The sequence below is a fragment of the Spirochaeta cellobiosiphila DSM 17781 genome (assembly GCF_000426705.1).
In the GTDB taxonomy this organism is placed as follows: domain Bacteria; phylum Spirochaetota; class Spirochaetia; order DSM-17781; family DSM-17781; genus Spirochaeta_E; species Spirochaeta_E cellobiosiphila.
The window spans coordinates 433,632-457,757 of the sequence record NZ_KE384554.1 but is presented as its reverse complement, the minus strand read 5'-3'; the positions used below and the strand labels follow the sequence as shown (position 1 = coordinate 457,757).

The following is a 24,126-nucleotide window of genomic DNA, read 5'->3' as shown; positions in this document are numbered from 1 at the left end:
AGCCCTTCTATGATTTAATAGGTACTGATGGTCCACAACTGATTCGTTGAACCATTAAAAGAACTTTGAATAAGTTGAGTTCCATTTTCTATGGAGTAATCAGGAACCGTAACATATAGAGAGCTATTTTTGTTTATGAGACCATAGGTCCCATCTCCTTGATCCTTTAATTGCCATTTCTGATTGTTACCACCATTAGAACTGTATTGTATCAAGCCTTTCCCTTCCATCGTTGATGAGGATGGAACATCCATCACTTTTCGGCTGTTAACATTCTCTAGATAAAAATAACCACCATTATCATAGACCAATTCCCAATGCTGATTTCCTAAGTCGTTATTATCGTATTGAGTGATAATTCCACTATCAGATGTTGATGCATTAAAGACTTCCATTACCTTTGAACTATTTACATTTGTAAAGGCTAGGGGATTATAGTCTCCTTCAACCTTTCCTGCACTGGTATTGATAACCAAATTATTACACCATTCAAGTGACATAGTGGTGGAAGTAGGAAATTCTAATGGTAACCAAACATAAGAAGATGTTAAATAGGGACCACTCCATGCACCAGCCCATCGGTCACCTGCATATATATATTCCGTTCCCTCAGTCCCTGCTACGGGAATAACATAGGTGGGTTGAGAATGGTATGTCGTAGAATCCCCAATATTTTTCATGGAGGACCAACCTGATGACAGGGATGTTGATACCGCGTACTTAGCCCGGTTTGGAGACCATCCTGTGCATCCTGAAGTTAACAAAAAGTAAGTGCCTTCGCGCTTGAAAAGTACAGGTGCCTCCCTCTGCTGTCCTTCAAATAACTTAGTTACTAAATAATCTATCTCCAAATAATCATCTGTTAGTTTATATAAGTGTAAATCCATGTTTTCATTGGAGGAGGAAATAAAATATCCAGTACCATCATCATCTACAAAAAGATTACAATCTCTGGACATGTATCCTGGTTTTCCATTATCCATCACATCAGTATCATCATAAGGTCTAAAGCTTCCATGATAGGTATAGGGACCTTCTACATTACTTGCACTAGCCACTGCTGTCCTCGCTTCTCCATAATGTTCTCCATTTTCCCAATGCATCCACATTACGAAGGTATCTGTACTAGCATTATATATAACTTTAGGTCTCTCAATATTCGTTCCTGTCAACTCTTCTTCCCCTCCAGAATTGAGAGCGGCGCCTCTATATTCCCAATTCATCAAATCCGTTGAACGATAACAGGATACTTCCTTGAAGGAATAATCACTATTACGATTTTCACCAAACCAATAATAGTAATTATCTACCTTTATAAATCCACCTCCGTGAGCATGAATAGGGGCTCCTTCTTCATCAGCCCATTGAAGGCCATTAATGATTCTTGATTTTGATCCACTAGTTTCAGATCTGGACTGGTCCACTTGCATCTCATTATTGAATAGATAATTACCATCACAAGCCAATATTAAGAAACTGACAAGTATGACAGAATAGAATCGTACAATGCTCATAGCATCTCCTTATTTTGAATAGAAATAAAAAGTCATGGCCATTGACTTGTCTTATTATCCCTCTATAGTGAAAAAGTTGAGAACTGTAATATTCTGATTTTTAGGTAATATTCTATGATACGGCTCTAAAATAGGCTTTGTCCTATTTTATTTCTCCCAATGGAATTGAATGAGAAAGGGATCTTCCTTTTCTGCTGTTTTCTTCTCATAATCGATAACCCAATATATTTCTTTGGAATCATTATGGCTTACATGTTCCTCTGAATGAACATGAATTTGTATGTTAGACAGCTCGGGAGATAATACTTCTAATAGTAAATTACCCCCGGATGTGGGAATGGTTACTACTTTCTCGTTCTGTATTGGTTGGAAAGGAGTGATAAATCTTTCCGTATAGTTATGACAATTAAGGTAAACGTCTTTGAGTGTCAGGACACTTTTATTGTAATCAAAATTAAAATATCGGGTGATAGATTTACCAGGAATTAGTTCATAAGCTTTGCTTAGATCCATCTTCAAGCTGATAGAACTTTCAGTGATATCATCTTCTAACCAAAGGCTCTTTATGTTAGGCCCCGAGCTTTGTTGTTTTCCTTCTATGATGGGTACATTATGACCTAAGGAGGACTTACAAAAGATGTCATATTGTCCTGTTCCAAAGTATTTTTTACTATATTTTCCTTGACCTATATCACATATCAATTGCCTGTTGTTGTCATTAATAATAAAGGAACCAATATCGTTGTGATTGTGAGGTTCATCATTATTCCCCCCTTTTGCTGCGAAGCCAAGGCCTGTATTGTCTTTTGTAATGGGGTAGATTACCCATTGTTGTTTTTGAGATATTAATCCATTTCCTTTTAAGTTTGAGGATGCAACATTGATATTATCCTTGTATTCTTTATACCATTTGAAATCTCGATAGGCCATTAGCCAACGGCCGTATGGATCTTCCTCAAGAAAAGCCATATCCTTAGGTGGCATGGATAATTGAGGATAACGATTCTTTAAATAATAAGTTAATCCAATACGGTAATGTTCATTAGGCAAAGAATCAGAAAAACTAAGTGTGACTTGGTCACCAATAAAACAGTATTCTTGAAACTTTGCAATCTTGAGGCATATCTCTTTAGATAATAAATCTAATTTAAATATAGGATTCTTCTTTAATTCCTCTGCAAAGGCAACAAAAAAGTAATATCCATATGACCAATAATAATAACCTTCAAGACTAATTCCATCAGGCATAAAACTATTCAGGTAAATATTCAGATTGGTTAAAATTCTATTTAGGGTTTTCTTAAGTAGATCTGGATCTTCAATAGAATACAAACTGATCAATCCTATAGAGGAAGAACAAACAGCATTCCAGTTATTAGGTAAAGATTCCCATTTCCATGAGGGCCTACTCTGATCTAGATAGACATGGAGAACACGCCTGTTTACTTCATTTTCAATTCTTTGCTGGAGAAATATGGGTAGTGTATTATGAAATAGTCTCTTGATCTCCAGTAAAGCTAAAGCGGTTTCACAATTAAAGAGATCAAGTAATTTGTCATGCTCGAAATCAGTTTGAGTCCCTCCTGAAGGTAGATGGGCAGGAAGAGCCCAGGTATATTCATTGCAAATATCCCATATGACATTCTCCAAGCTTTTTTCATAATCTTTTTTTTCTCGGGAATATAGTAGTAACAGGGCTAGCCCTGTTAATCTTCGTCTTTGGGCAAAATATTTTTTCTCATATTGGGCTCTATCCCCTGTCTCCTGATAAAGGATATAGTCCTGGTAACTTATATGACTTGACTGTTGATAGAACCCTTGTTTATCCAGTTCTTGATAGGGACTGAGTATAGAAGTACATAAATTCTGCATTACTGATATCCTTTATTTTTACAATAGTTGATCCATTGTTTTTTGTAATCCTCATGAATTTTGTCTAATCCTGCTTCTTTGGCTCTCTTTAAAAAATCACTTACTGATTGATCAACATCCTCTACAAAACCCGCCTCAATTGGGACGAGATATTGAGAAACTATTTGATAAAGAGCTGATCGTTCTGCTTCATAAGGAGAATAATCCTCTACAAATCCTGAGAATATATCTGGTTGTGCATAAGTGTCAAATTCTTTAAATAGCTTTAGTACTGTGTTATAACTTCTATCAAATAGCATTGATTGTGGATTTCTCCAAGCCCAGCTATTCATTGATTCACGGGTAAATCCATTAGTATCCTTATTGCCAAGCATTACATAATAACCTTCCTTGTCTATGGTGTAATGTTGATCTTGAATACCGTATTGGGTCAGTCTATTCCAGGATGAATTGAGTAAGAGTTCCTGATAAAACATAAGGGCTCTATCAGGATGTTTTGAGCTCTGAGGAATGGCCATGCCATTATGTATGGGACTTACTGGTTTTACCAGTTTATTATTTTGACTATAGGGATGATAACCAACTTTGATGCTTGAGTCTTCCCTTTTGAATAGAGTTGATATATTACTGAATTTCATTGGATTCTGACCATAAAGTATGGCCACACTATGTTGATTGAGAAAGGCTTCCTGTAAAGGGTTTTTATTAGATAGGGAACTCTTGGTCCAAAATCCTTTATCAGCCCATCTTTTAAACATTTTCATGTCTTCTCTAAATTCTGACGTTTCCCAATAACAATATAATTCATCAGGATTTGCATAATCGGCCACTAAACCATAGGGCATGTTTTTATCCACCCATGAATATTTCATTTCTAGAACACTCATGGCAGAAAAGAAGGGTCCGTAACCTGAGTCTATTACCATGGCTGCTGTAATCGGCTGTTCTGGAAGCTTTTGATGGATAGTGTCCAGATATTGTTCTATTGTCTTAAAATCTTCTGGGATAGGAAGGTTATATTTACTTCGTAAATCTTCTCTAAATAGAAAGCCCTCATTTACATATTCCTCCCAGATCGATGGGATTGTATAAATTTTATTATTAATTGCGACAGTTTTCCAATAATGGCTAGGTATGTATTCTAATAAATCAGAAGCATACATTGGTAAGAGATTATCCAACTCTAAAAAAGCACCATTCATTGCAAATTGACTAAAATATAACCAATCCGATGTAAATATTAAATCTATTGGTTCTCCTGAACTTAGTAGCAGTTGATATCTCTGCATATAATCTGACCATGTTGTGTACTGAAAATGAACAGTACAATTTAGTTTTTGTTGGGCCATTTCATTAAGTGTAGATTCAATTATTGGTAAATCCAGGGGAGGATCACCTACCATCTGAATGGTAAGATTAACCAAATCTAATTCCGAGGGCAGTTCTTTTGTCTCTTCTAATTTTCCATTACAACCAGTACAGATGAGAATCAGTAAAATGATAGACATTCTATACATGTAATTTATTCCTGATTACTGGATTGAATTGATTTTGAAATTGAAGGCGATAGGCACTGGGGGTTGCTCCATGTATTTTTTTAAATACTTTAAAAAAATAAGAGCTGCTGGAAAATCCCGTTTCTTCAGCAATCTCTGTTACTGTTTTTTCACTGTTTTCTAAAAGTTTTCGTGCTTCCTGCATTCTCACTTCAATTATTTTTTCCAATATAGTATAGCCTGTATGGGTTTTATAGACATGACTGATATAGGTAGAGGATTTACCAAGCTTGTCCGCAATGATTTCTATATAAAAATCATTCTGCCTAAAATCAGATAATATTATACTGTCTATCAGCTCTATCAAATCATCACTTTTGGATGCTTTCTTATCCTGAATAACTTTTAGAAGTTCATAAAAGCAATGTCTGAAAATATCAATAATATCAGTTATTGTTTCTTGTTCACTTATATTGGGAATGCTAATAACATGGGAATAATCATTAGTAAGAGCATTATTTTGTTGGATAACTCTGATAGCATCCTGGATAGAGAAGGTTAATTTAGGAATGGTAAGGTTAATGATATCGTCAGGATTATTGTGGGTAGATAAGTTTAATATCTCTTCTAATACACTAATCGCGTTATCTATTTTGCCAGTCATTAAATAATTAATTAATTGTTTTTCCTGTATAAGGGGATATGTATAGTCATGGAAGTTCTCTAAATAGATATCCTCCGTAAATAGTATGCAACCATGTCCATGGAATAGTCTATAAACAAAGGTCTTCAGTGATTCTTTATAAATAATATGTAGTTTATTAGAGTTTTTACATATTGTACTAATGCTATAGGAAGTCCCAAGGTTTAAATGGTTTTTATAAAAGTCGCGCAGAGATAAGAGAATATTACCTAAACTATCTCTTGTTACATCATTTACTTTACTATTAAGAATAAAAGCGATTCCATCTTTACCCATTTCTATTGAATAGGTATGTTGGAATTTACTAAGTTGTTTTTTTCCTTCTAATTGAATAATGTTCTTTATTTGACCTCGTTCCTGAGAACTCACATCTTGAATATATTTATTGTAGTTATCTATCTTCAAGAGAATGACTCTATAGTACCCAGTGCTCACAAATTCCAGCTTCCAGTGATCAAAAAATTCTTGTACATCCTCATCTGTTATTTCTTTTCGATGAAGTAATAGATCTCGGAATAAGACATCTTGAAGCTGTTTTGTGTTTCGATTATGTTCCAGTTGTAATTTATTCAAATTTATCATTATTTGGCTAATTGGTGAGTAGATTCGATGGGATAAAAAATAATCAACAATTAGTCCTATCAGAAGTAAAACACAAGCCATTAGTATGGTGAGGAATCTCATTCGTTTTATACTCAAAAAAATATTACCGGTAGAGGAGAACTTGAGATAGGTCCATCCATACTTGGGGGATTTAGTAGCTGTTATTAAATATTGAGAGTCAAAAACAGCTGTTATGGTAAACGGGGAAGTCGGTGATAGTTTTTTATACCAAGCCAGATCGGAGATCTTTTTGTTAAAAGGGTATAACTGACTACCTTCAACAATCTTATTTTGTGAATCGACAATTAAAACAGCACTATCCTGATCAAAATGAGCATCATACATAAATTGTCTGATCCAATCTGATCTTATATTTACAATGACTGCACTATTTAAGTGTTCTTTGTTAAGTAAGTCATAAACCAAAAAAGTGTAATATTGTTCTTCGATAGAGGATGTATTATGTAAGGTCATCACTCTTGGTATAGGAATATAACTTTGATAGTCTTGGTAATGTTTTAGCATTTCAATGATTTCTTTATCATCAAAGGACTCTAAATCCTGAATAGCATTTCTATAGATATTTCTTTTAGTGATAGAATTAATGTATATCTTTTTGTTAGATCCGTTATATATGTAGACCGAGTCAATAAATGGTATAGATAATCTATAATTGGATAGTTGTTCATCTGCTGCACGTAAAGATTCTGGACTCGGATTTTCATAATGCATGAGTTGACTGACATTAAGATCCCTATAAATCTGATTAGACAGGGTCACTGCTACTTCCAGCATAGAGTTGATCGATTGACTAGTATGAGTCAATCCTTCTATGTCTCTTTGAACTATCTGATCAAGAGTTACTTTTTCAAAGTTTTTATATAGAATCGTTGAGGTTGATAGTAAGGTTACAGCGAGAATAAGGGCTGTGTATACTAGTATTTTGACAAATAACTTCTTTCTATTATCTGACAATTCTTGTTGCATTAATAACATGATACACTGGCCCCTATCATCGGTCAAAGTTTTTATTGGATATTCATTTCATCGCAATAGGCATACCACTGGTTTAAATATTCAGACTGGATCTCTTCCATTCCGGCTGCTTTTGCTTCAACCATAAACTTATTTAGTCCAGCTTCGACATCCTCTACTAAACCAGCCTGTAAGGGAGCAAGATATTCTGCTATCACTTGTTCTAATGCCGTTTTCTGTGACTGATAAGGGGTATAGTCTTCGGCAAATCCATTATAAAGGTCAGGAGTGGAAAACTTATCAAATTCAGTAAAAATCGATTTTACTAGATCAAAACTAGGATCGAAGAGCATGTATTCTGGATTTCGCCAGGCCCAGGAATTCATAGACTCCCTTTTAAAGCCTGATGTTTCAGCGTTCCCTAGCATTTTGTAGTATCCATTATCATTGGTATAATGAACGCCCTCAATACCATAGTTTGTTAATCGATTATACTTTTTATCCATGACTAATTTTTCAAATAGGGCGACAGCTCTTCCTGGGTACTTACTGCTCACGGGAACGGCAAAACCATTGTGTGTAGGATGAACAGGATGTACGATTCTAGTGGCATAACTAAAGGGATAATATCCAACTTCCCAATCAGGATGATTCTTACCCATCACAATGACATCCTGACTATACTTAACTGGATTTATTCCTGATATTTTGGCGCCTAATTTTCCAGCTTGAAAAGCAGCTACGGGATCTTCTGTTGAGGATAAAATGCTTCTTGACCAATAACCATTATCAGCCCATTTCTTCCATCGTTTGAGGTCATTTAGATGTTCTTCTGATCCCCAATATTGATACATGACTCTGGGATTAGCATTATCTGACACAAGTCCATAATTATCCATGCTACGATCAGACCAGGGATGAAGCAATTCTGCTGTAATAGGATAGACCATTAAGAAGCCTTTGGGGCCTGTTCCTCCTTCTCCCAGAGGCATCATGGATGGCTCGTTTTCCGCTATGGCTTCTAGGTACATTTCAATAGTTTCGATTGAGTTTATTTCAGGAAGCTTATATTTTTTCCTCAAATCTTCACGATACTCAAAGCCATCATAGACATATTCTTTCCAGGTATTTGGCATTGTATAGATATGACCTGCCACTTTGACCGCATTCCAATAGTTTTCAGGTATAAACGTATTTAACTCAGGAGCCGCAATAGGGACGATATTTTCCAATTCCAAAAAGGCTCCACTACGGGCATATCTCTGGTAATCTGTCCATTCTGACGTAAATATCAAATCAATTTGCTGTCCAGAGGTTAGTAGTAATTTGTATTTTTGAGACCAGTCCGTCCAAGTTGTATAATTAAACTTAACTGTACAATTTAAGTCTTCCAAGGCGAGCTTATTGACTTCTTCTTCTATTAATTTTAGGTCTCCGGGGGCATTACCTAACATCCAGAATTGCAGTTCTACTTTCTTGGATAAGTCCAACTTTCCATTCTCTACATCACTGTGCTGTCCCCCACTGAAGACCCAGCTCACCATTATTGCAAATAATAGTGAAAACAAGAAAATCCTTTTCATATTCTACTCCTTTTTTATGTTTTCTGATTTCTCAGAATTAACCTTTAACCGCTCCTATAGTTAATCCTTTGACAAAATAACGTTGTACAAAGGGATATAGCAGTACAATTGGTCCTGTACAGATTACTGCCATAGCGAGACGAACTGATTCGGTAGGAACTTCCATACTGACAGAGGCCCCCGTTTGCGATAATTCTCTCATTGCTTGAGTATTGTTCAATGTGTTATATAGGAAAAACTGCAAGGAATATTTTGACGGGGTGGAAATGAACAATGAAGAATGAAACCAGTCATTCCAATAGGCCAGAGCTAAAAATAATCCAATAGTAGCCAGCCCGGGAGTGGCTAATTTGAGAACGATCTGTGTGAAAATAGTAAAATCATTAGCACCATCAATAATCGCGGCTTCAATAATGTCGTGAGGTACGGAAGTTTTAATGAAATTCTTCATTAAGATAATTAAAAATGGATTCATTAGAAGGGGCAGAATAAGAACCAGTCGATTATCTTGTAGCTGATAATATCTTGTGATCATTATGTACCAGGCGATGAGTCCCCCTTGGAATAGGGTTGTAAAATATATGAAAAAGGAAATCCTATTTCTATATTTACAATCGGGACGTTGAAGAACATATCCTGTCATCGCAATAATAAATAATCCTATAGAAGTTCCTACTGTAGTATTAAGTAAGGTGACTCCGTAAGCTTGAAGCACAGGACCGGGGATTTCAAAAATGAATTGATAGGCTTCAAGGGAAAACTTACCGGGTAAAATATTGTATCCGTATTGTAGTATGTAGTCATTATCTGTTAGAGATCCTGAAATGACTAGTAAAAAGGGGAGCAGACATAATAGGGCTGCAATGCCACAAACAATAATAGCTACGATTTGAATAATTAATTCAGATACAGGTTTCTTTATTTTTTTCTGCACAGGGGCACTCCTAAAATAATGCATAATCTTCATTTATATGTTTAATAATGCCATTAACAATCATGATGAGAGCAAAGCCAAAAAGGGATTGGTATAATCCAGCTGCAGAACCAAGACCAATATCAAATGTCTTAGCTACTGAGCGATAAACAAAAGTATCTATGACATCAGTAGTAGAAAATAAGACACCATTATTTCCTATAATATTAAAAAACAAATCAAATTGACCTCTCAGTATTCTACCTATACTAAGTAGTAGCAGGGTGATAAATGTGGGTTTTAAAGAGGGAAGGGTTATATAACGAATTTGTTGAAAAGCATTCGCTCCATCTATATTAGCCGCTTCATAGTATTCTTCTGGAATTCCTGATATAGCGGCTAAATAGATGACAGTTCCATATCCTAACCATTTCCATATATAAGCGGCAATAAGTCCAAATATCCAGAAGAGGGGAGTATTGAAGGCATCAAACCTTTCCATACCCCATTGAATAAGCAGACTATTAACGAGACCTTTTTCATAGTTTAACAAATTGTAGACAAACACTCCTAATATGACATAGGAAACAAAATAAGGTAGAAACATTAAGGATTGTGTTGTCCGTTTGACAAAGCGGTTTGCTATTTTTGATAATAATATAGCTGTTACAATCTGTAATGAATTTCCAAGCAGAATGAAGACAAGATTATAGAGAAAGGTATTACGGGTAATGCGGAATAAAGTACCAGATTCTAATAGGTATTTAAAATTTTCAAATCCAATGAAGGGGCTTCCGAAGATTCCTCCCCTAAAATTATATTTAGTAAATGCTAAATATATTCCAAACATCGGTAAGTAGGAATTAAGAATAAAAAAGAGACAAGCTGGAATAGCCATCAAATACAGCAGACCATGTTTTTTTAATTCATTCGTCTTATTTCTCATGGAACCCCCTCGTGAAGTTGAGTAAGATTACCACCTGTCTGAGAGTTGAAAAGACGAAAGATCGTGCAGCTTGTGTACTATCTTGCTATTTTATTATGTAAATTCCTATTATAACTGTAATTTACATGGTCTTTTTGTTAAATATTCTGTTAATTCAATGATTTTCATTAGTATTAATTAGTACATTAAATAAGTATCTTGTTAACATAAATCTATACCGGGCATATCCCACAAAGAATAAAATCATAAATAGAAAAGTCACGATAGCTAACATACTGTAGTATTTGAAAACAATTAAGGAAGCGATAGTAATGACTAGCATTGCTATACTTAGGTTCCCCATTAATTCCATAAGATATACATATCTACTATGTGAAACACTATTAAGGATAGCTTTATCATAAACCAAATCAGGAATAGACTTATGTGGGATCTCTTCCTCAGGTAGTTGTAGTGTTTTTATTAACTTTTCTTTATTAAGAGAATCAATATCCCTAATATTAAGCAAGGCTTTTGTAAATTTGCTCATAGAACTATTGGTACTGGAAAATATTTTTTTATCATCACCAAAGACTAAAACAGATAGCTGGCCATTTATTTGATTTTGAATAACTGCTAATGATTGTCCCAGTACATAAGAGGATAATAGAAGCACCATCCACTCATAAGAGCGTGTCCATACCAAGTATTGAAGAGGATCATAAATCTCTAGAAAGAAGTAGGATAATATAAAACCAGGTATTCCATAACTTAATATTCGTGTCACAAATGTATCTATTTCATTAAATCTCATAGCCTATGATTGTCTCCTTTAGATCATATAAAGTCAATATTATCCCTCTTCAAAGGTGGAAGCTTGGATACAGGATCATTTGACCTAATGTCTTATTCTTTTATATATCAAATTTACCAGAAGTCCAGTAGTATTCCCTACTTTGAGACCTCAATTGATGTATGGAAATATCATACCAATGGTTCCCTTTGCCCATTAATTAATAAAACATTTGTTATTTGCCTAAATAGACATAGACTTCTAATCCATGAGAATAGGATTCAGTTTGCTAGTATTATGGTTTAGTCTGCCAATATGTTATGCCTATAACACCCAGCTTCCCCCTGAAATTGAAAGCTATTATAAATCATTTAACTTTATCGTTTTATGGAGTACAGAAGAGGAAAGGTTTTATTTATCTCAGTTAGTGGATGATGATGGCGCTTCAACTCTTGTTCCTTTTCTTTCCAAACGCTATCAGGCTCTGATCAAAGCCCATCACATTATACAATCATCCATGTGTACAAAGTCTTCCCATACTTTTAGTGAAGGCTCTCATGAGATAATAAGTAAGAAGATTTTAATACTGACTTCTTCCCTCATATCACTTAAAATTGAAATGGGTATAGTTCATTCTGATATCATTCAGACTAATATTTCTCAATTCAGTATGCTTCCCTATATATCCGAACCTCATATCCAAAGAAAGGTAGGAGAACAAAATAATCTTATCCATGAATGGAAATTGATTAATGGACATTGGATTCTAAACATTTCCTGAATACAAGAGTTGTAATTTAAGACGGGCTTTTTTGTGACTACTTAGTAATCTTCTTAAGCAGAAGTAAAAGGCTGGAATAAGAAATAAATCTGCTAGTAACCAAGCCATAGGAGAAGCTATACACACAGCTGAGAACCCAAATATGGGCACAATATATAAACCCATGACAGCTCTTGCTATCATTTCGAATACTCCAGAGAATATGGAAAAAGTTCCAAACCCCATTCCCTGTATCATGAATCTAACGATATTAACTATCGCAAGTAGACAGAAGAAGGCACTCTGGAAGATAAGGAAGATATAGATTTCATTTAGAATAGTTATTTGAGAGGAATCAACAAATAGAGTTCCCAGATGTTTTCCAAACAAGATCATAAATACAAAAGCACCAATCGAATATACAAAACCAATTTGTAGACTTTCTCGTAAACCTTTCTTTAAGCGTTTCCATTTTTTGGCCCCTACATTTTGTCCGGCAAAGGTTGCCATCGTTGTCCCTAGTGCGTCAAAAGGGGCACAGAAAAAGATATTTATCTTACTGGCCGCTGTGACTGCTGCAACAATCTCCGAACCTAACGTGTTAATGGAAACCTGAAGAAGAACAGAGCCTATCGCTGTCACAGAGTACTGAAGCCCCATGGGTAGACCTGAATTAGTTAAATTTAATAATAAAGATTTGTCGAGTTGTCTATCTCGGTGTTCCGGTATAAGGATGGGGAATTTCTTTAGCATATATACTAAACAAGCTATTCCTGATATTCCCTGAGATACGATAGTGGCTATTGCCGCACCGGCAACACCCCATTGGAAGACAAGAATCAACAGGAGATCCAGAAAAATATTAATTATGGAAGCAACAACTAAAAACACGAGGGGAGTCTTGTTATCTCCTACAGCTCTCAATATGGAAGCTACAAGATTGAACAAAAGGATGAAAGGAATACCCATAAAAATAATACTGATATACTTGGATGCTTGATCGATAATATCATATGGTGTGAGCATGATTATTAATAATTGTTTACAGAATATAACTGTAATGATTGTGAATACAACAGCCACTGATGCCATAAGAATGACAGAGTTATAGATGTATTGACGCATTTTACTATAGTCGCCTGCACCAAAACATTGAGCCACAGGAATAGAGACTCCTGTACTAATTCCTACGCAGAACCCAATAATTAAAAAATTAACTGATCCTGTTGAGCCTACTGCTGCCAGTGCTCCTACACCAATTCCTTTTCCTACAATAATAGTATCAACCAAATTATAAAATTGCTGAAAAAGGTATCCCAATAATACGGGTAAAGCAAAATTGAGTATTAAGTTAAAAGTTTTTCCTTTTGTCAGATCTTTAGTCATTATCTCCCCGATTAAAACCAGCAGACTCTAATGGTTTTTGTCAAAATAAGGAATACTTTTATTCACAATTTTAGATAAATAAATTTGTAACGAATAAGCCCCTGATTCTTGATTGATCAGGGGACAGGGCAACATAAATATTAGTTAAAACAGGGTAAAACATCTTTTGTAAAATAAGGTTCTTCATTGGACCAAAAGATGTAATTAACTCCTAAAAAATCTCTGGCAAAAGCTTCAAGCATAGGAACGATGTTTTTATGAGTATTGATTATTTCCTTTGTTACTGAGTAAGTGCCTGTTTCTCCAAGATAATTACCATCTTGAACAGCTATCGAGAGAGGTACAGAATATTCATGTTCATGCATCATAGTAATGACATGATTCTGTTGTCCTTTTCTTGTTGGCATCAAATCGGGAGCTCCTAACCCTATACCATGAGCTTCTCCAAAGGCATATATTGAACGTAGATAACCTTCATCTTCCCAAGGTAGCCATTCTCCCGGCATAAAATTTGCATATTGAATGGTTGTGGATAGGGGAAAGGCTCTCTTGAGGGCAAGCATATTGGCTTTTATGGCCTCTACATAGGCTGTTGTTGAAAAGCTTGGATCCGATTCTTGTGATACACCAATACTGGTTTCTTGTAAATTAACCCCTTCTATGCGACCATCTAATGCTTTTCCCAAGGCTAAAAGAAGCTTGGCAAAACGTTGCCTAACTTTAGGATTCCAGCGTTTAGCTACCCAGCCTTCTTGTAGACCATTATCGTCATATTGACCTGTTATTCCATTATCATATTTTTTATTCAATAGATAATTAGGAATCGCCTTATAGCGGTTATAAAAAGTCGTATCTTGTATTTGAATGAAAAGCTTTTTTCCATATCCTTCCAGGTAAGCAAGATCCTCTTCAATGGGGGAAAAATCATAGATATCTTTTTCAGGTTCCAGTTCTTTCCAGGTATACATAATTTGAGCCCCTGCAAATCTAGGATTCTTAAGAAAAGGATGATTTCTTAGTATCTTTCTATCTCTGGCGAAATAGACAAAATTCTTTACCTCACTTTGGGGAATCTTATTAGGAACATTTTCATAGGCTTTGTAGGATCTGGCGTATTTTTCACTCGGATTTTCCCATTGCCCATAAGAGGAACAGAGGACAGTAAAAATTGTAAATAGTAAACAAAAATATTTCTTAGTCATTTTAACTCCTTTATTCATGATGAATAAAAAAAGCTTCTAAACAATTGTATCTTTGTTACTATTTTATTACCAAATGATGACATTAGGAGAAGGTGGGGAAATACAGGAGGAAACAAGTCCCTTCTGGCTTATTCTCTTCACAGATAATGGAATAGCCATAGGAATCTATGATTCGCTTGACAATGGCTAGTCCTAGGCCGGAATGTTTATTTTTTATGGTTTCACCAGGTCGATAACTGTAGAAACGATCAAATATTTTGTTCTTATCAGCAACACCAGGACCTTTATCACCTATTTTAAGTATTGTTTTTTCCTTATCCTGTTCATAAGTGATATGAATAGATCCGGGTTGGGGTGAAAAACTGGTGCCATTATCCAGTATATTGGTCATAATAGATATAAAGTCATTTTCTTTCATATTGATAGCTTTTTTGCAGTTACAGGAAAGCTGAATATCATAACTATTATATAGTTTAATGATTTGTAGCAGAATGAGATGAGGATAGATAGTCGATGATATGTGTTTATTCTCCTTCTCAGTTCCAAATAAACTATACTCCCGTATTTCATGTAACAATAATTCCATTCTTCCTGTTTCATTCTGTAGTATTTCAATAAGATGATCCTGATCTGTTATCGAGGTGGTGTGATCTTCCAATAGCTCCAGACTATTCCGGATACTAGCCAAAGGATTCTTCAACTCATGAAGGACATCCTCTGTAAAGGATATAATTTCTTCCCCTTTTTGATGGATAACACGAGATTTTCTTATAAAGGCTCTTGTTAGTTGTCCTAACTCATCTTTCTTTTTAGTTAGTCCCTGTATGTAAGGTTCTGAAGATAGTAGATGTGATTCTTGAATAGCTTTGCTTAAAATATTAAGGGGCTTAATAAGTTGTCTATAGTAAAGACAGGAAGATAAAAAAGCGAGGAGTCCACTAAATATAGTCAGTATAAAGAGTTCTCCTTTGGCTAGAAAATTATTGATTTGAATATCTGATTTATCAACAATCGTAAGGGCCATCAACCCCCTTGTGTGATCCTTCTTAAATGGTATCATTCCATAGAGGTAACGTCCTTTCAGAGTGCCTGTTTGTCTTTTGTTCTTAGTGATGGATTCTTTTAGTTGCTCTATTATCATAAAGGAAGACAGGGTAGGTCTAGAGGGTCCGCTAAAAAATCCTCTGATAAAAGAGGGGACCTTATCTAACTTTGGTTGATAGGTGAAAACATCATTTTTTATCCAATCACTATCTTCTTTTATATCCAGATTGAGTGGGTCAATGATTAATGTTCTTTGATAGGGGGCAATGACAGGGACACTAGCGTACGCTTTATAATAGTTTATTTCCTGTGCAGATAATAATCTTATGTATTGAGCTTGATAATTACTGGAGCGAATCACTGTAAAACCGTAGAGGGGAATGATTATAAGTAAAATATTAAGGGCAATAATGAATACAAACTTACTATTAAGATAGGTTTTCCATGTTTTAGACATATTTATATCCCACACCATATACGGATTCAATGTCATTATATTCGGGATAAACTCTTTCAATTTTTCTACGTATTCTGGTTATATGGGCATCTATATTGCGATCAGAAATAAAGGCATCATTGGGATAGGCGGCATTCATTAGTTGATCACGTGTAAACACAATTCCCTTATTGTCATATAAAGTAGTGAATATCCTGAATTCTGTAACCGTCAGATTGATTACCTTATTTCTATGCCTTAATTCATAGGACAGTTTATTTACTTGAAATGGGGAAGTCTCTTCTATGGGCATTATCCTACTTGATTCCATTAGTAGGGATCTTCGTAAACATACTTCTATTCTTACCAACAGTTCTTTTAGAGAAAAAGGTTTGATGACATAATCATCCCCTCCATTTTGTAAGGCCTCAATCTTGGACACCTCATCATTTCGACTTGATAAAAAGATGATAGGTGTACTTTGATTTTGGGAACGAAAAACTTTGCAAAAATTTATACCATCCATTAAAGGCATCATGATGTCCAGAATGATAAGGTTTGGCTTTTCCCTTGTGATATTAAGTATGGCCTCAGCGCCTGTGGAGTAAGTGACAACCTTATAGCCCTTCTTCTTTAAGGCTATAGTAAGAGTCCCTTGCAAACTTATATCGTCATCTATTATGGCAATTAATGTTTCCATTTCTAAATAGTATATCCGAATTATTGCGAGAATATGACATTCTTATGGCAAAACAAAAAGGAGTATCTAATCAGGAGGCTTAAGGCTTCGTCCAATGTCCTGTTATTGTGATCATGGCGAGAAGTTTAAGGGTATTGCCATAATAGTCTTCATCACTGATGCTTTTTTCATTTATATCCTGCCATAGGTCATCGAGCCATTGCTGATTAGACTCATCGATTGTAGCAGCCACAGCAAACATAGAGACAAATGCCATTGAGTCAAAACCACTTTTTCTTGAGTACTTACCATTCAGGCTATAGGTATCTGCAATATTTTCAGGAAGGCCATCACTAACTCTTTTGATCCATACGTTAAGGGGCATAAGGGCTTGAAAGGCCCTATCATCATCGTAAAGTAAATAATCAAGGGCAATACGCCAGGGATAGCGGGCTGCATTCCATGAATACAAGCCATCATCACTTCCTTCCAGGAACCAGGGATCCGCAGGTTGTGGATTCTCTGGAAGACCCACTATAAAATCCGGAATCAGATAAGTATCGCTACTATAGGAACTGCTAATGCTATCCATGATAGAATAGGTTGTGTCCCTTACAGCATACCAGCTGCTGTCACCTGTAAAATCACCAAAAGCCTTAAAATGGGAAACCATAAAATCTGAAGACCTGGTCGTATAAGCATACTGCCCTTCATCAACACGATTGACCCAGTCTCCAATACGAACAAAGTGATTGTCAGGATCAATATCCAGTTCCTTAATAGCAGAAATGACCTTGAGGGCTTCCTTCTTATAGTTGAATGGCCCCTCACTTCCCCATTTTCTGTCGGCTAAAAGAAGGGCATAGGCTATGTCGAGATCCCCGTCACTAGCACTATTGTATCCTCCCACATCATCACCTGCATCCTGACAATTACTCAATTGATTCCATGCCATAAGCCCTGGATTTGATCTTGCAGGATGGTCATGAAAGTAAGACACCATACCATCAAATATTTTCTGACTTTCAGGGTCAAAATCGGCCATCATGACAGAAATAAGCATACCGTAGCCATGGGCTTCTGAAATAGTTAAAGTTTCAGGAGCTGTTCCCCCTTCCACTTTGTTACCATCAGCAGAGACGTCAACAAGGTAGCGATTAGGTCCACATCCTTGTTTTAAGTAAAAAGATTTCCACTCTCTATAAAAGTTGAGGAGTTGAGCATCAAGCTTGGATTGTTCAAGGGATGGCTTAATAATAGAAGTAGGAACGAAAGGGCCGGAAATGGCCTCTGCTATCCTATCCTGGGGGATACTACCGGCACAGGCCATAAAGAAGGAAGAAAACAGGCAAATGATAAAAACTCTCTTAATACTATTCATGATATTTCACTATTATCCTTTATTCAAAAAGCTCATGGACTCTTTCTTCTATCTCCTGAGCTACAGATTTAACATAGGCATTCATTTCAGCACTATCTCTTATGGCCAGCATTCTATCATGGATTTCCTCTACTTTTGCCTGATCTAGAGCGGCGATGTATTTCCTGACCTTAATCAGATTGTCAGGAGAGACACTAATGGAAGAAATCTTAAGAGCTAGATAAAAGGGCAACATAGCTGGATCTGAAGCAGAATCCCCGCACACACTTATTTCCACGTCATACGTGGATAAGCGCTTAATCAAAGAATCGAGGGTTATTAAAACAGCGGGATGATGGATACAGTATAGGTCAATCAAATTGCCATTCGTTCTGTCTGCTCCTAATAGGTACATAACCAAATCATTGGTACCAATTGAGAAGAAATCTAATTCTTCAGCTAATCTTTCTGCTATAATGACAGCAGAAGGTAATTCAATCATAGCCCCTAATTTAGGGTTTCTGTTACAGTCGTATCCTTCCTGAACAAGACAATCAATAGCTTTCTTAATATGTTCCTTGGCTGAATGTATCTCTTCTACTCCGGATACCATAGGGAACATGATTCTAAGATCCCTTTCATAACCAGCACGTAACATCGCTCTAAGTTGATCTTGAAACATTTCTGGGTTGGATAAAGAAAAACGTATTCCCCTTACCCCTAAGAAAGGGTTCGCTTCATTTTGCTTGTTCCAGGATAATTCTTTATCTCCCCCAATATCAGCCGTTCTAAAATAGAGAGGTGCTTCTGGAAAAGTATCAGCAATACGGCTATAGATGGCATATTGGTCTTCCTCTCCCAGATAATCACTACGGATAATGTAGGGGAATTCACTTCGATAAAGACCTATTCCTTCTGCACATAAGGTTTTAGCTCTTTGCGCATCATGATAGAGATTGACATTAGCCCTGATCGCTGGAATAACATCTAATAAATGTTGTTCCAATCTTAAATGAACAGCTGATAATACAGAAACATCATCAATCTCCTGTTTTCGCTGCTTCTCATAGATTCTTAATTGTTGAATATGCTCAGGTTGGGGGTTGAACAGAATTTGACTGTTATAAGGGTCTAATGCCAATCTTGTCTTATCAGGTATTTTTAATAGACTGCTATCCAAAGTCAGCATTGTTGGGATTTCAAGTGACCTGGCTAGAATGGATAAGTGAGAGGTCATTCCTGAATCAATTAAGATAATGGCCCCCACATTTTGAGCTGCTAATGCTACCAGTTCAGAAGGGAACATCTCTTCGGCCAGGATGACTTTGTCCGAATACCTTAGCTCCGATACTGTTGAGTCTCCCCGCAAGTTACGAATCAGGCGGGCGCCTAAATCCTTTATATCCTGGGCTTTCTCCCTAATTCCCTTGTCTTCCAGGGATTGAAAGACCGACTCCAGCTCCTGCACTACATCACGAATGGCTTCTATAATGGGTTTTCCCTTTTCTGACTTTTCCTTAATTCTTCCATAAAACTGGGCATCAGATAGCATAAGAAGGTGGGCATCAAAGATAGCTGCAACAGCATTATCTAATTTTTCTGAAGCTTCCTGTTTTATTTGAATAAGTTGGGATTTTGTCGCTTTATAGGCTTCTTCCAGGTCTTCAACCTTTAGCTCTTTGTCTCCTTCCATATCTATATCCAGATTTGATTCCCACAGGATTGAATCCCCTTCAAAAAATCCACTGGATACTGTCTCGGCAAAGATTGGCGATTCAGGAATAGAGGAGGAGCTATCTTCGTCCATTTCGGGTAGGGGAGGTGGAAGTTCTAATTCCGCATTTGTATCATCAAAAAAATCTCTATAGGGATAGGGGCGACGTTGCTTGCCATAGAAACGTAAGCCTCTCCTATCCATATCTCTGGAGAAGGGGTCCCATCCCTTTTGATCAGGAAACCTCCCTCTCATTTGTAGTAAAAGGCCATTCTCAAAAATAAGGGATATTCTATGGGCAATACTATGAAAGGCTATGACCTTTCTTATATCGTTAAAGTCCGGTTCATTAGGAGCGTTAGTGTCAAATGATCCCAGGATAGCTCCAATTTTATTTCGTCCACGTTTTAGAACAGTCCCAACTTCGCCTTTATACGTTTTTTCTTTGCCTAACCAAAAGTTGTATATATGATCTTTTCGTTCTTTATTCTCAAAAGACTCGGGCCAAACGGTATAAATATCCTGAACATGGGAATGTAAATAAATGGTTATGGAATTAGCATTGAGGAACTTGGTCAGTATCTCTGCTACCTTTTTGGCTCTTTGTTCAAAAGGAACGGAAGGATTAATAGTAGCGGCCATTTCTTCGATAGCTTTAATTAGCTTAAGTACTTGCTGGTTGGGCTTTATCATTGTTCAAATATAGTCTAGGGGAGTATATTGAATCAAGTTTTTCCCGTTTCTTGTTTATTATTGTTTACTAAAGACCACTTTGACTCTACTTATAAAAGCATAATTCTTAAGTTTCTCTAGGCTAAGATATCCAAACCCTTTACCTCATCCATTCTAATCATCCTGTACAATAACTTGAACCCTTCCCACGTCCCCAGATTCTAATCGCACCTTTATTCCATGGGGATGGTAGGATGATTTTGTTAACAGATCCTTTACGATTCCCCTCGTTAGTTTTCCTGATCTCTGGTCTTGTTTTAGTACGATATCAACAAGTATTCCAGGTTTAATGTTGTCTCTATTTTGTCCATTCATACTCTTATGCTATCCTATATTTTGAGAATTGTGTTAATTAGATGCTAAAAAGTTGATCTCCTTTTCTAATCCCGCTAGGTTGAATTATCCAACAACAAAAAGGAATAATAATGAAAACAAAGCCTATTGCTTATGTCCTATTAATGCTTCTCTTACTGCAATCCTGTGCTACCAATAGTGATCATTGGACAAGCAATGATTCTTCTTCCCCTGAGTATTTAACTTCAAAAGCGCCCTATCCCTTCAAAGGAACAGAGTACACGCCGGTCCCCAGAGGGTATGAACCTGTCTTTATTGAATATGTAGGTCGCCATGGATCAAGACATTTATCCAGTGCTAAATATGATATTACTCTTTTAGAGTTATTAAATATTGCCAGTGAAGATAACGAGATTAGTGAAACAGGTAACGAATTGCGTCATGAAATCGCCCAACTTATCAAAATCGAAACAGGTAATTATGGAGAATTAACGAAGCAGGGGCGTTTAGAGCTACAGGGAATCGGATTAAGAATGTATCAGAATTTCCCAGAATTGTTGAAAGCCAAAGGGATGATTCGCACTGAGGCCACCTTCAAAAGCCGTGCCCAAGATAGCCGGGATAATTTTGTTAAAGGATTAAAGGAAGGGGGCAGTCAAATCATTACTGAGAATGTAGTTTATGGGGAAGAGGAAGACCCCTATTTAAGACCCTATGATATAGCACCCCGTTTCATGGAACATGAAGAAGGAGAGGGCTGGGAAGATCTATACAAAGCCTATGAAAAGAATCCTAAAGGCACACAGTATACTCACGAAGTTCTTACACAACTGTTTTCTCAAAGCTTCTACGATCGATTAGAAAGGGGAGAATTCCAGTTAAAAGATGAAAAAGGGCGAGTTAAATTAGACAATCCAGAATCTGCTGCCAGTAACCTGTACAACCTATATATCATATCCGCTAATCTAAGAGCCGAAAGTGATCTTAACTTCAGGAAGTACTTCACTGATGATCAATTGGAATGGTATGAAAGTGTTTTGGCTATCGAAGATTTCTATGCAAAAGGACCCTCTTTAAGTGATTCGGATATACAAATTAATATCATTGCCCCCCTTGTTAAAGACATGATCAATTCTGTTGATAATGATGCTTCATATGCTGGTGTCTTTCGATTTGCTCATGCTGAGACTATTATTCCCTTGGCTGCTTTCTTGGATATCAAAGGTGCTAATATTAGTTGTGATGATCCTAATCAAGTTATGGCATTGTGGGATATTAAGAATATTTCTCCTATGGCCGCCAATATTCAATGGATCATTTATAGCAATGATCAGGATAAGCTTGTGAAAATGACCTACAACGAAGTAGAAATCAATTTCCCTGAACAGATTAAACCAGTCTCTGGATATTATTATTCTTGGGAAGATGTTAAATCATATTATACTCAAAAGATAGAAAAACTAGGCTTTTCTATGACAGGTGAACTAACAGATGATATACAGATATTAAAAGAACAATATTAGATTCGTTTTTCCAACAACCACAGTCCAAGTCCGCTTGGGCTGTGAGTATTGGTCTATTGAAAAATCTTCCCTGTTTTCCCTATTCTTATTCCCTTGCCTTAAAATTTCCTTTATCCTTTCTCTGTTCTTGATCCCAATAGCCATGCATAAGGCTTATGAAGAAGTGGAGAGTTCAATTAATGAAAAATAGCTTAACAAAAACCTTCAAGGATAACAAAATCCTTCCTTTCCTTATGACCGTATTGTTGTTTGGATTGATATCTGGAATGTATACGGGTATTCTGAATAACTATCTTCATGAAGTATTGGGTATTGGAAAAACAGGTAGAGGCTTATTAGAATTCCCTCGTGAGATGCCCGGTCTTCTCATTTTTCTTGTTATGGCCTTATTGTACCGTTTTTCCGAACTAAACCTTGTTAAAATAGCTTTAATCTCCACTTTTATAGGAATGACTGGATTCTTTATTAAGGGAGATATCATGGTTATCGGTATTATCATGGTATGCTTTTGGAGTATAGGGGAACACTTAATGATGCCTGCACGTAAGGCCATTGCTCTGTTCTATGCAAATCCCGGTCAGGAAGGGGCTGCCCTAGGAACTTTGAGAGGATTTCTTAATGGTGGTCAAGCGGCAGGATATTATGTAGGCCCTGTGGTTATGCTTATTCTTACGTCTTTGGGTATTAATGAGGCCTTCTCCCGTTATCGTGTCATCTTTTTTATAGGTATGTTGCTGATTCTTTTAGCTTTCCTCATGACTTCCCTTATTAAAGAAACTCATAAATCCCTTCCTCGAAAACGTTTGTTTATTAGCAGGAAATATAAAAAATACTACTTATTGGAGATCTTTTTCGGTGCACGTAAACAAGTTTTTATTACCTTTGCTCCTTTTGTTTTAATACTACAATATGGAGCAAGTGCCGCTTACATATCCTTGTTGTATGGAATCTGGTCTATTGTGAATATGTTCTTAGCTCCTTTTATTGGCAAAATGCTAGATAAGGTAGGGTATAAGAATGTACTTATCTGGGATTCTCTAGCCCTCATTGTATTGTGTTTTCTCTATGGATTCTCAGGGCATTTATTTAGTAATCAGATGGCCTTGGTGATCACTAGTGTTGTTTTTGTTTTGGATTCTATTTCTTTTGCTATGGGAATGGCCCGTGACTTATACGCTAAGACAAAATCCGAGACAAATGAGGAATTTACAGTAACCCTGTCTACAGGCTTAAGTATGAATCACCTAGTTAGTATCATTATAGCTATTTTAGGGGGCTATCTATGGGAATTTATGGGTGTTGAATATTTGTTTAGTGCTGCGGCTCTTATAGGAGTGGGATCTTTTATTATCTCCATGACCTTGGAAGTTCCTGGCTCTATAACAAACATGAACAGGATATCTATGAAGCGGTAGAAGAATTATATGACCCTGATGACCACAGACAGATCAATCCTGGACTCCATTTGTACCTTTGAGGAAGCTCCTGTGCTCTCTTTTATGAAGTATTAGTAAATATTTATTATCTTAAATAAAACTACCTCACCAAGGGAATCTTTCATACCAGCTCAGTTAAGTCTTTTTATTATAGTGATATACTCATATAAAATCCGAATGAAT

18 protein-coding genes are annotated in these 24,126 nt (G+C 36.3%); 3 read left to right on the top strand and 15 right to left on the bottom strand.

The annotated features are described in order from the left end of the window. Positions 1-14: 14 nt before the first annotated feature. The 8 genes from K345_RS20415 to K345_RS0108865 all read right to left on the bottom strand — a co-directional run bounded on the left by K345_RS20415 (position 15) and on the right by K345_RS0108865 (position 11,398). Positions 15-1,514 (bottom strand): RICIN domain-containing protein, encoded by a 1,500-nt coding sequence (locus K345_RS20415; protein ID WP_053228173.1) that lies wholly within the window; start codon positions 1,512-1,514, stop codon positions 15-17. Positions 1,515-1,661: 147 nt separating this feature from the next. Next, entirely contained in the window at positions 1,662-3,386 is a 1,725-nt protein-coding gene (locus tag K345_RS0108895; protein WP_028973862.1) for a heparinase II/III family protein, read from the bottom strand. Beyond that, positions 3,386-4,903, bottom strand: coding sequence for an extracellular solute-binding protein (locus tag K345_RS0108890; RefSeq protein ID WP_037571668.1), 1,518 nt, complete (start codon positions 4,901-4,903; stop codon positions 3,386-3,388). The genes K345_RS0108895 and K345_RS0108890 overlap by 1 nt, the downstream gene beginning before the upstream one ends. Continuing rightward, entirely contained in the window at positions 4,896-7,175 is a 2,280-nt protein-coding gene (locus K345_RS0108885) for an AraC family transcriptional regulator (protein WP_211227854.1), read from the bottom strand. The genes K345_RS0108890 and K345_RS0108885 overlap by 8 nt, the downstream gene beginning before the upstream one ends. A 41-nt stretch (positions 7,176-7,216) precedes the next feature. Further along, positions 7,217-8,746 (bottom strand): extracellular solute-binding protein, encoded by a 1,530-nt coding sequence (locus K345_RS0108880; protein ID WP_028973859.1) that lies wholly within the window; start codon positions 8,744-8,746, stop codon positions 7,217-7,219. A 37-nt stretch (positions 8,747-8,783) separates the two neighbouring features. Then, complete coding sequence (locus tag K345_RS0108875; protein ID WP_211227853.1) at positions 8,784-9,680, bottom strand: carbohydrate ABC transporter permease; 897 nt, start codon at positions 9,678-9,680, stop codon at positions 8,784-8,786. Between the two features lie 10 nt (positions 9,681-9,690). Beyond that, the gene (locus K345_RS0108870) at positions 9,691-10,605 is read right to left on the bottom strand and encodes an ABC transporter permease (protein WP_028973857.1); all 915 of its coding nucleotides are present in this window, start codon (positions 10,603-10,605) and stop codon (positions 9,691-9,693) included. A 154-nt stretch (positions 10,606-10,759) separates the two neighbouring features. Next, on the bottom strand, positions 10,760-11,398 hold the full coding sequence (locus K345_RS0108865; RefSeq protein WP_028973856.1) for a hypothetical protein: 639 nt from the start codon (positions 11,396-11,398) through the stop codon (positions 10,760-10,762). 247 nt (positions 11,399-11,645) lie between these two features. Between K345_RS0108865 and K345_RS0108855 the strand changes: the two genes are divergently transcribed. Beyond that, complete coding sequence (locus K345_RS0108855) at positions 11,646-12,158, top strand: hypothetical protein (RefSeq protein ID WP_156888358.1); 513 nt, start codon at positions 11,646-11,648, stop codon at positions 12,156-12,158. Here K345_RS0108855 and K345_RS0108850 read toward each other — a convergent pair. The 7 genes from K345_RS0108850 to K345_RS0108820 form a co-directional block, all read right to left on the bottom strand. Next, positions 12,144-13,523 (bottom strand): MATE family efflux transporter, encoded by a 1,380-nt coding sequence (locus K345_RS0108850; protein WP_037571665.1) that lies wholly within the window; start codon positions 13,521-13,523, stop codon positions 12,144-12,146. The genes K345_RS0108855 and K345_RS0108850 overlap by 15 nt on opposite strands. Before the next feature lie 140 nt (positions 13,524-13,663). After that, complete coding sequence (locus K345_RS0108845; protein WP_037571663.1) at positions 13,664-14,725, bottom strand: lysozyme family protein; 1,062 nt, start codon at positions 14,723-14,725, stop codon at positions 13,664-13,666. Between the two features lie 82 nt (positions 14,726-14,807). Further along, complete coding sequence (locus tag K345_RS0108840) at positions 14,808-16,226, bottom strand: HAMP domain-containing sensor histidine kinase (protein ID WP_028973851.1); 1,419 nt, start codon at positions 16,224-16,226, stop codon at positions 14,808-14,810. Beyond that, positions 16,219-16,905, bottom strand: a complete 687-nt coding sequence (locus tag K345_RS0108835; RefSeq protein ID WP_028973850.1) for a response regulator transcription factor — start codon at positions 16,903-16,905, stop codon at positions 16,219-16,221. The genes K345_RS0108840 and K345_RS0108835 overlap by 8 nt, the downstream gene beginning before the upstream one ends. Positions 16,906-16,984: 79 nt before the next feature. After that, positions 16,985-18,265 carry a family 8 glycosyl hydrolase gene (locus tag K345_RS20410; RefSeq protein WP_053228171.1) on the bottom strand — a complete coding sequence of 427 codons (1,281 nt, stop codon included), beginning with the start codon at positions 18,263-18,265 and terminating at the stop codon, positions 16,985-16,987. A 19-nt stretch (positions 18,266-18,284) separates the two neighbouring features. Beyond that, complete coding sequence (gene ptsP, locus K345_RS0108825) at positions 18,285-20,651, bottom strand: phosphoenolpyruvate--protein phosphotransferase (RefSeq protein WP_028973849.1); 2,367 nt, start codon at positions 20,649-20,651, stop codon at positions 18,285-18,287. 153 nt (positions 20,652-20,804) lie between these two features. Then, complete coding sequence (locus tag K345_RS0108820) at positions 20,805-21,005, bottom strand: YwbE family protein (RefSeq protein ID WP_028973848.1); 201 nt, start codon at positions 21,003-21,005, stop codon at positions 20,805-20,807. Positions 21,006-21,115: 110 nt separating this feature from the next. On the opposite strand from K345_RS0108820, the gene K345_RS20405 reads away from it, so the two are divergent. Further along, positions 21,116-22,507: a histidine-type phosphatase gene (locus K345_RS20405; protein WP_053228170.1), complete on the top strand. Its 1,392-nt coding sequence runs from the start codon at positions 21,116-21,118 to the stop codon at positions 22,505-22,507. Positions 22,508-22,686: 179 nt separating this feature from the next. Beyond that, entirely contained in the window at positions 22,687-23,922 is a 1,236-nt protein-coding gene (locus K345_RS20400) for an MFS transporter (protein ID WP_053228169.1), read from the top strand. Positions 23,923-24,126 lie beyond the last annotated feature (204 nt).

Coding starts and splice junctions, on each gene's coding strand:
- K345_RS0108895 (WP_028973862.1), bottom strand. CDS start 3,386: ATGCAGAATTTATGTACTTCTATACTCAGTCCCTATCAAGAACTGGAT.
- ptsP (WP_028973849.1), bottom strand. CDS start 20,651: ATGATAAAGCCCAACCAGCAAGTACTTAAGCTAATTAAAGCTATCGAA.
- K345_RS20400 (WP_053228169.1), top strand. CDS start 22,687: ATGAAAAATAGCTTAACAAAAACCTTCAAGGATAACAAAATCCTTCCT.
- K345_RS0108820 (WP_028973848.1), bottom strand. CDS start 21,005: ATGAATGGACAAAATAGAGACAACATTAAACCTGGAATACTTGTTGAT.
- K345_RS20410 (WP_053228171.1), bottom strand. CDS start 18,265: ATGAATAGTATTAAGAGAGTTTTTATCATTTGCCTGTTTTCTTCCTTC.
- K345_RS0108885 (WP_211227854.1), bottom strand. CDS start 7,175: ATGCAACAAGAATTGTCAGATAATAGAAAGAAGTTATTTGTCAAAATA.
- K345_RS0108840 (WP_028973851.1), bottom strand. CDS start 16,226: ATGTCTAAAACATGGAAAACCTATCTTAATAGTAAGTTTGTATTCATT.
- K345_RS0108865 (WP_028973856.1), bottom strand. CDS start 11,398: ATGAGATTTAATGAAATAGATACATTTGTGACACGAATATTAAGTTAT.
- K345_RS0108855 (WP_156888358.1), top strand. CDS start 11,646: ATGAGAATAGGATTCAGTTTGCTAGTATTATGGTTTAGTCTGCCAATA.
- K345_RS0108850 (WP_037571665.1), bottom strand. CDS start 13,523: ATGACTAAAGATCTGACAAAAGGAAAAACTTTTAACTTAATACTCAAT.
- K345_RS20415 (WP_053228173.1), bottom strand. CDS start 1,514: ATGAGCATTGTACGATTCTATTCTGTCATACTTGTCAGTTTCTTAATA.
- K345_RS0108880 (WP_028973859.1), bottom strand. CDS start 8,746: ATGAAAAGGATTTTCTTGTTTTCACTATTATTTGCAATAATGGTGAGC.
- K345_RS0108870 (WP_028973857.1), bottom strand. CDS start 10,605: ATGAGAAATAAGACGAATGAATTAAAAAAACATGGTCTGCTGTATTTG.
- K345_RS20405 (WP_053228170.1), top strand. CDS start 21,116: ATGAAAACAAAGCCTATTGCTTATGTCCTATTAATGCTTCTCTTACTG.
- K345_RS0108835 (WP_028973850.1), bottom strand. CDS start 16,905: ATGGAAACATTAATTGCCATAATAGATGACGATATAAGTTTGCAAGGG.
- K345_RS0108845 (WP_037571663.1), bottom strand. CDS start 14,725: ATGACTAAGAAATATTTTTGTTTACTATTTACAATTTTTACTGTCCTC.
- K345_RS0108890 (WP_037571668.1), bottom strand. CDS start 4,903: ATGTATAGAATGTCTATCATTTTACTGATTCTCATCTGTACTGGTTGT.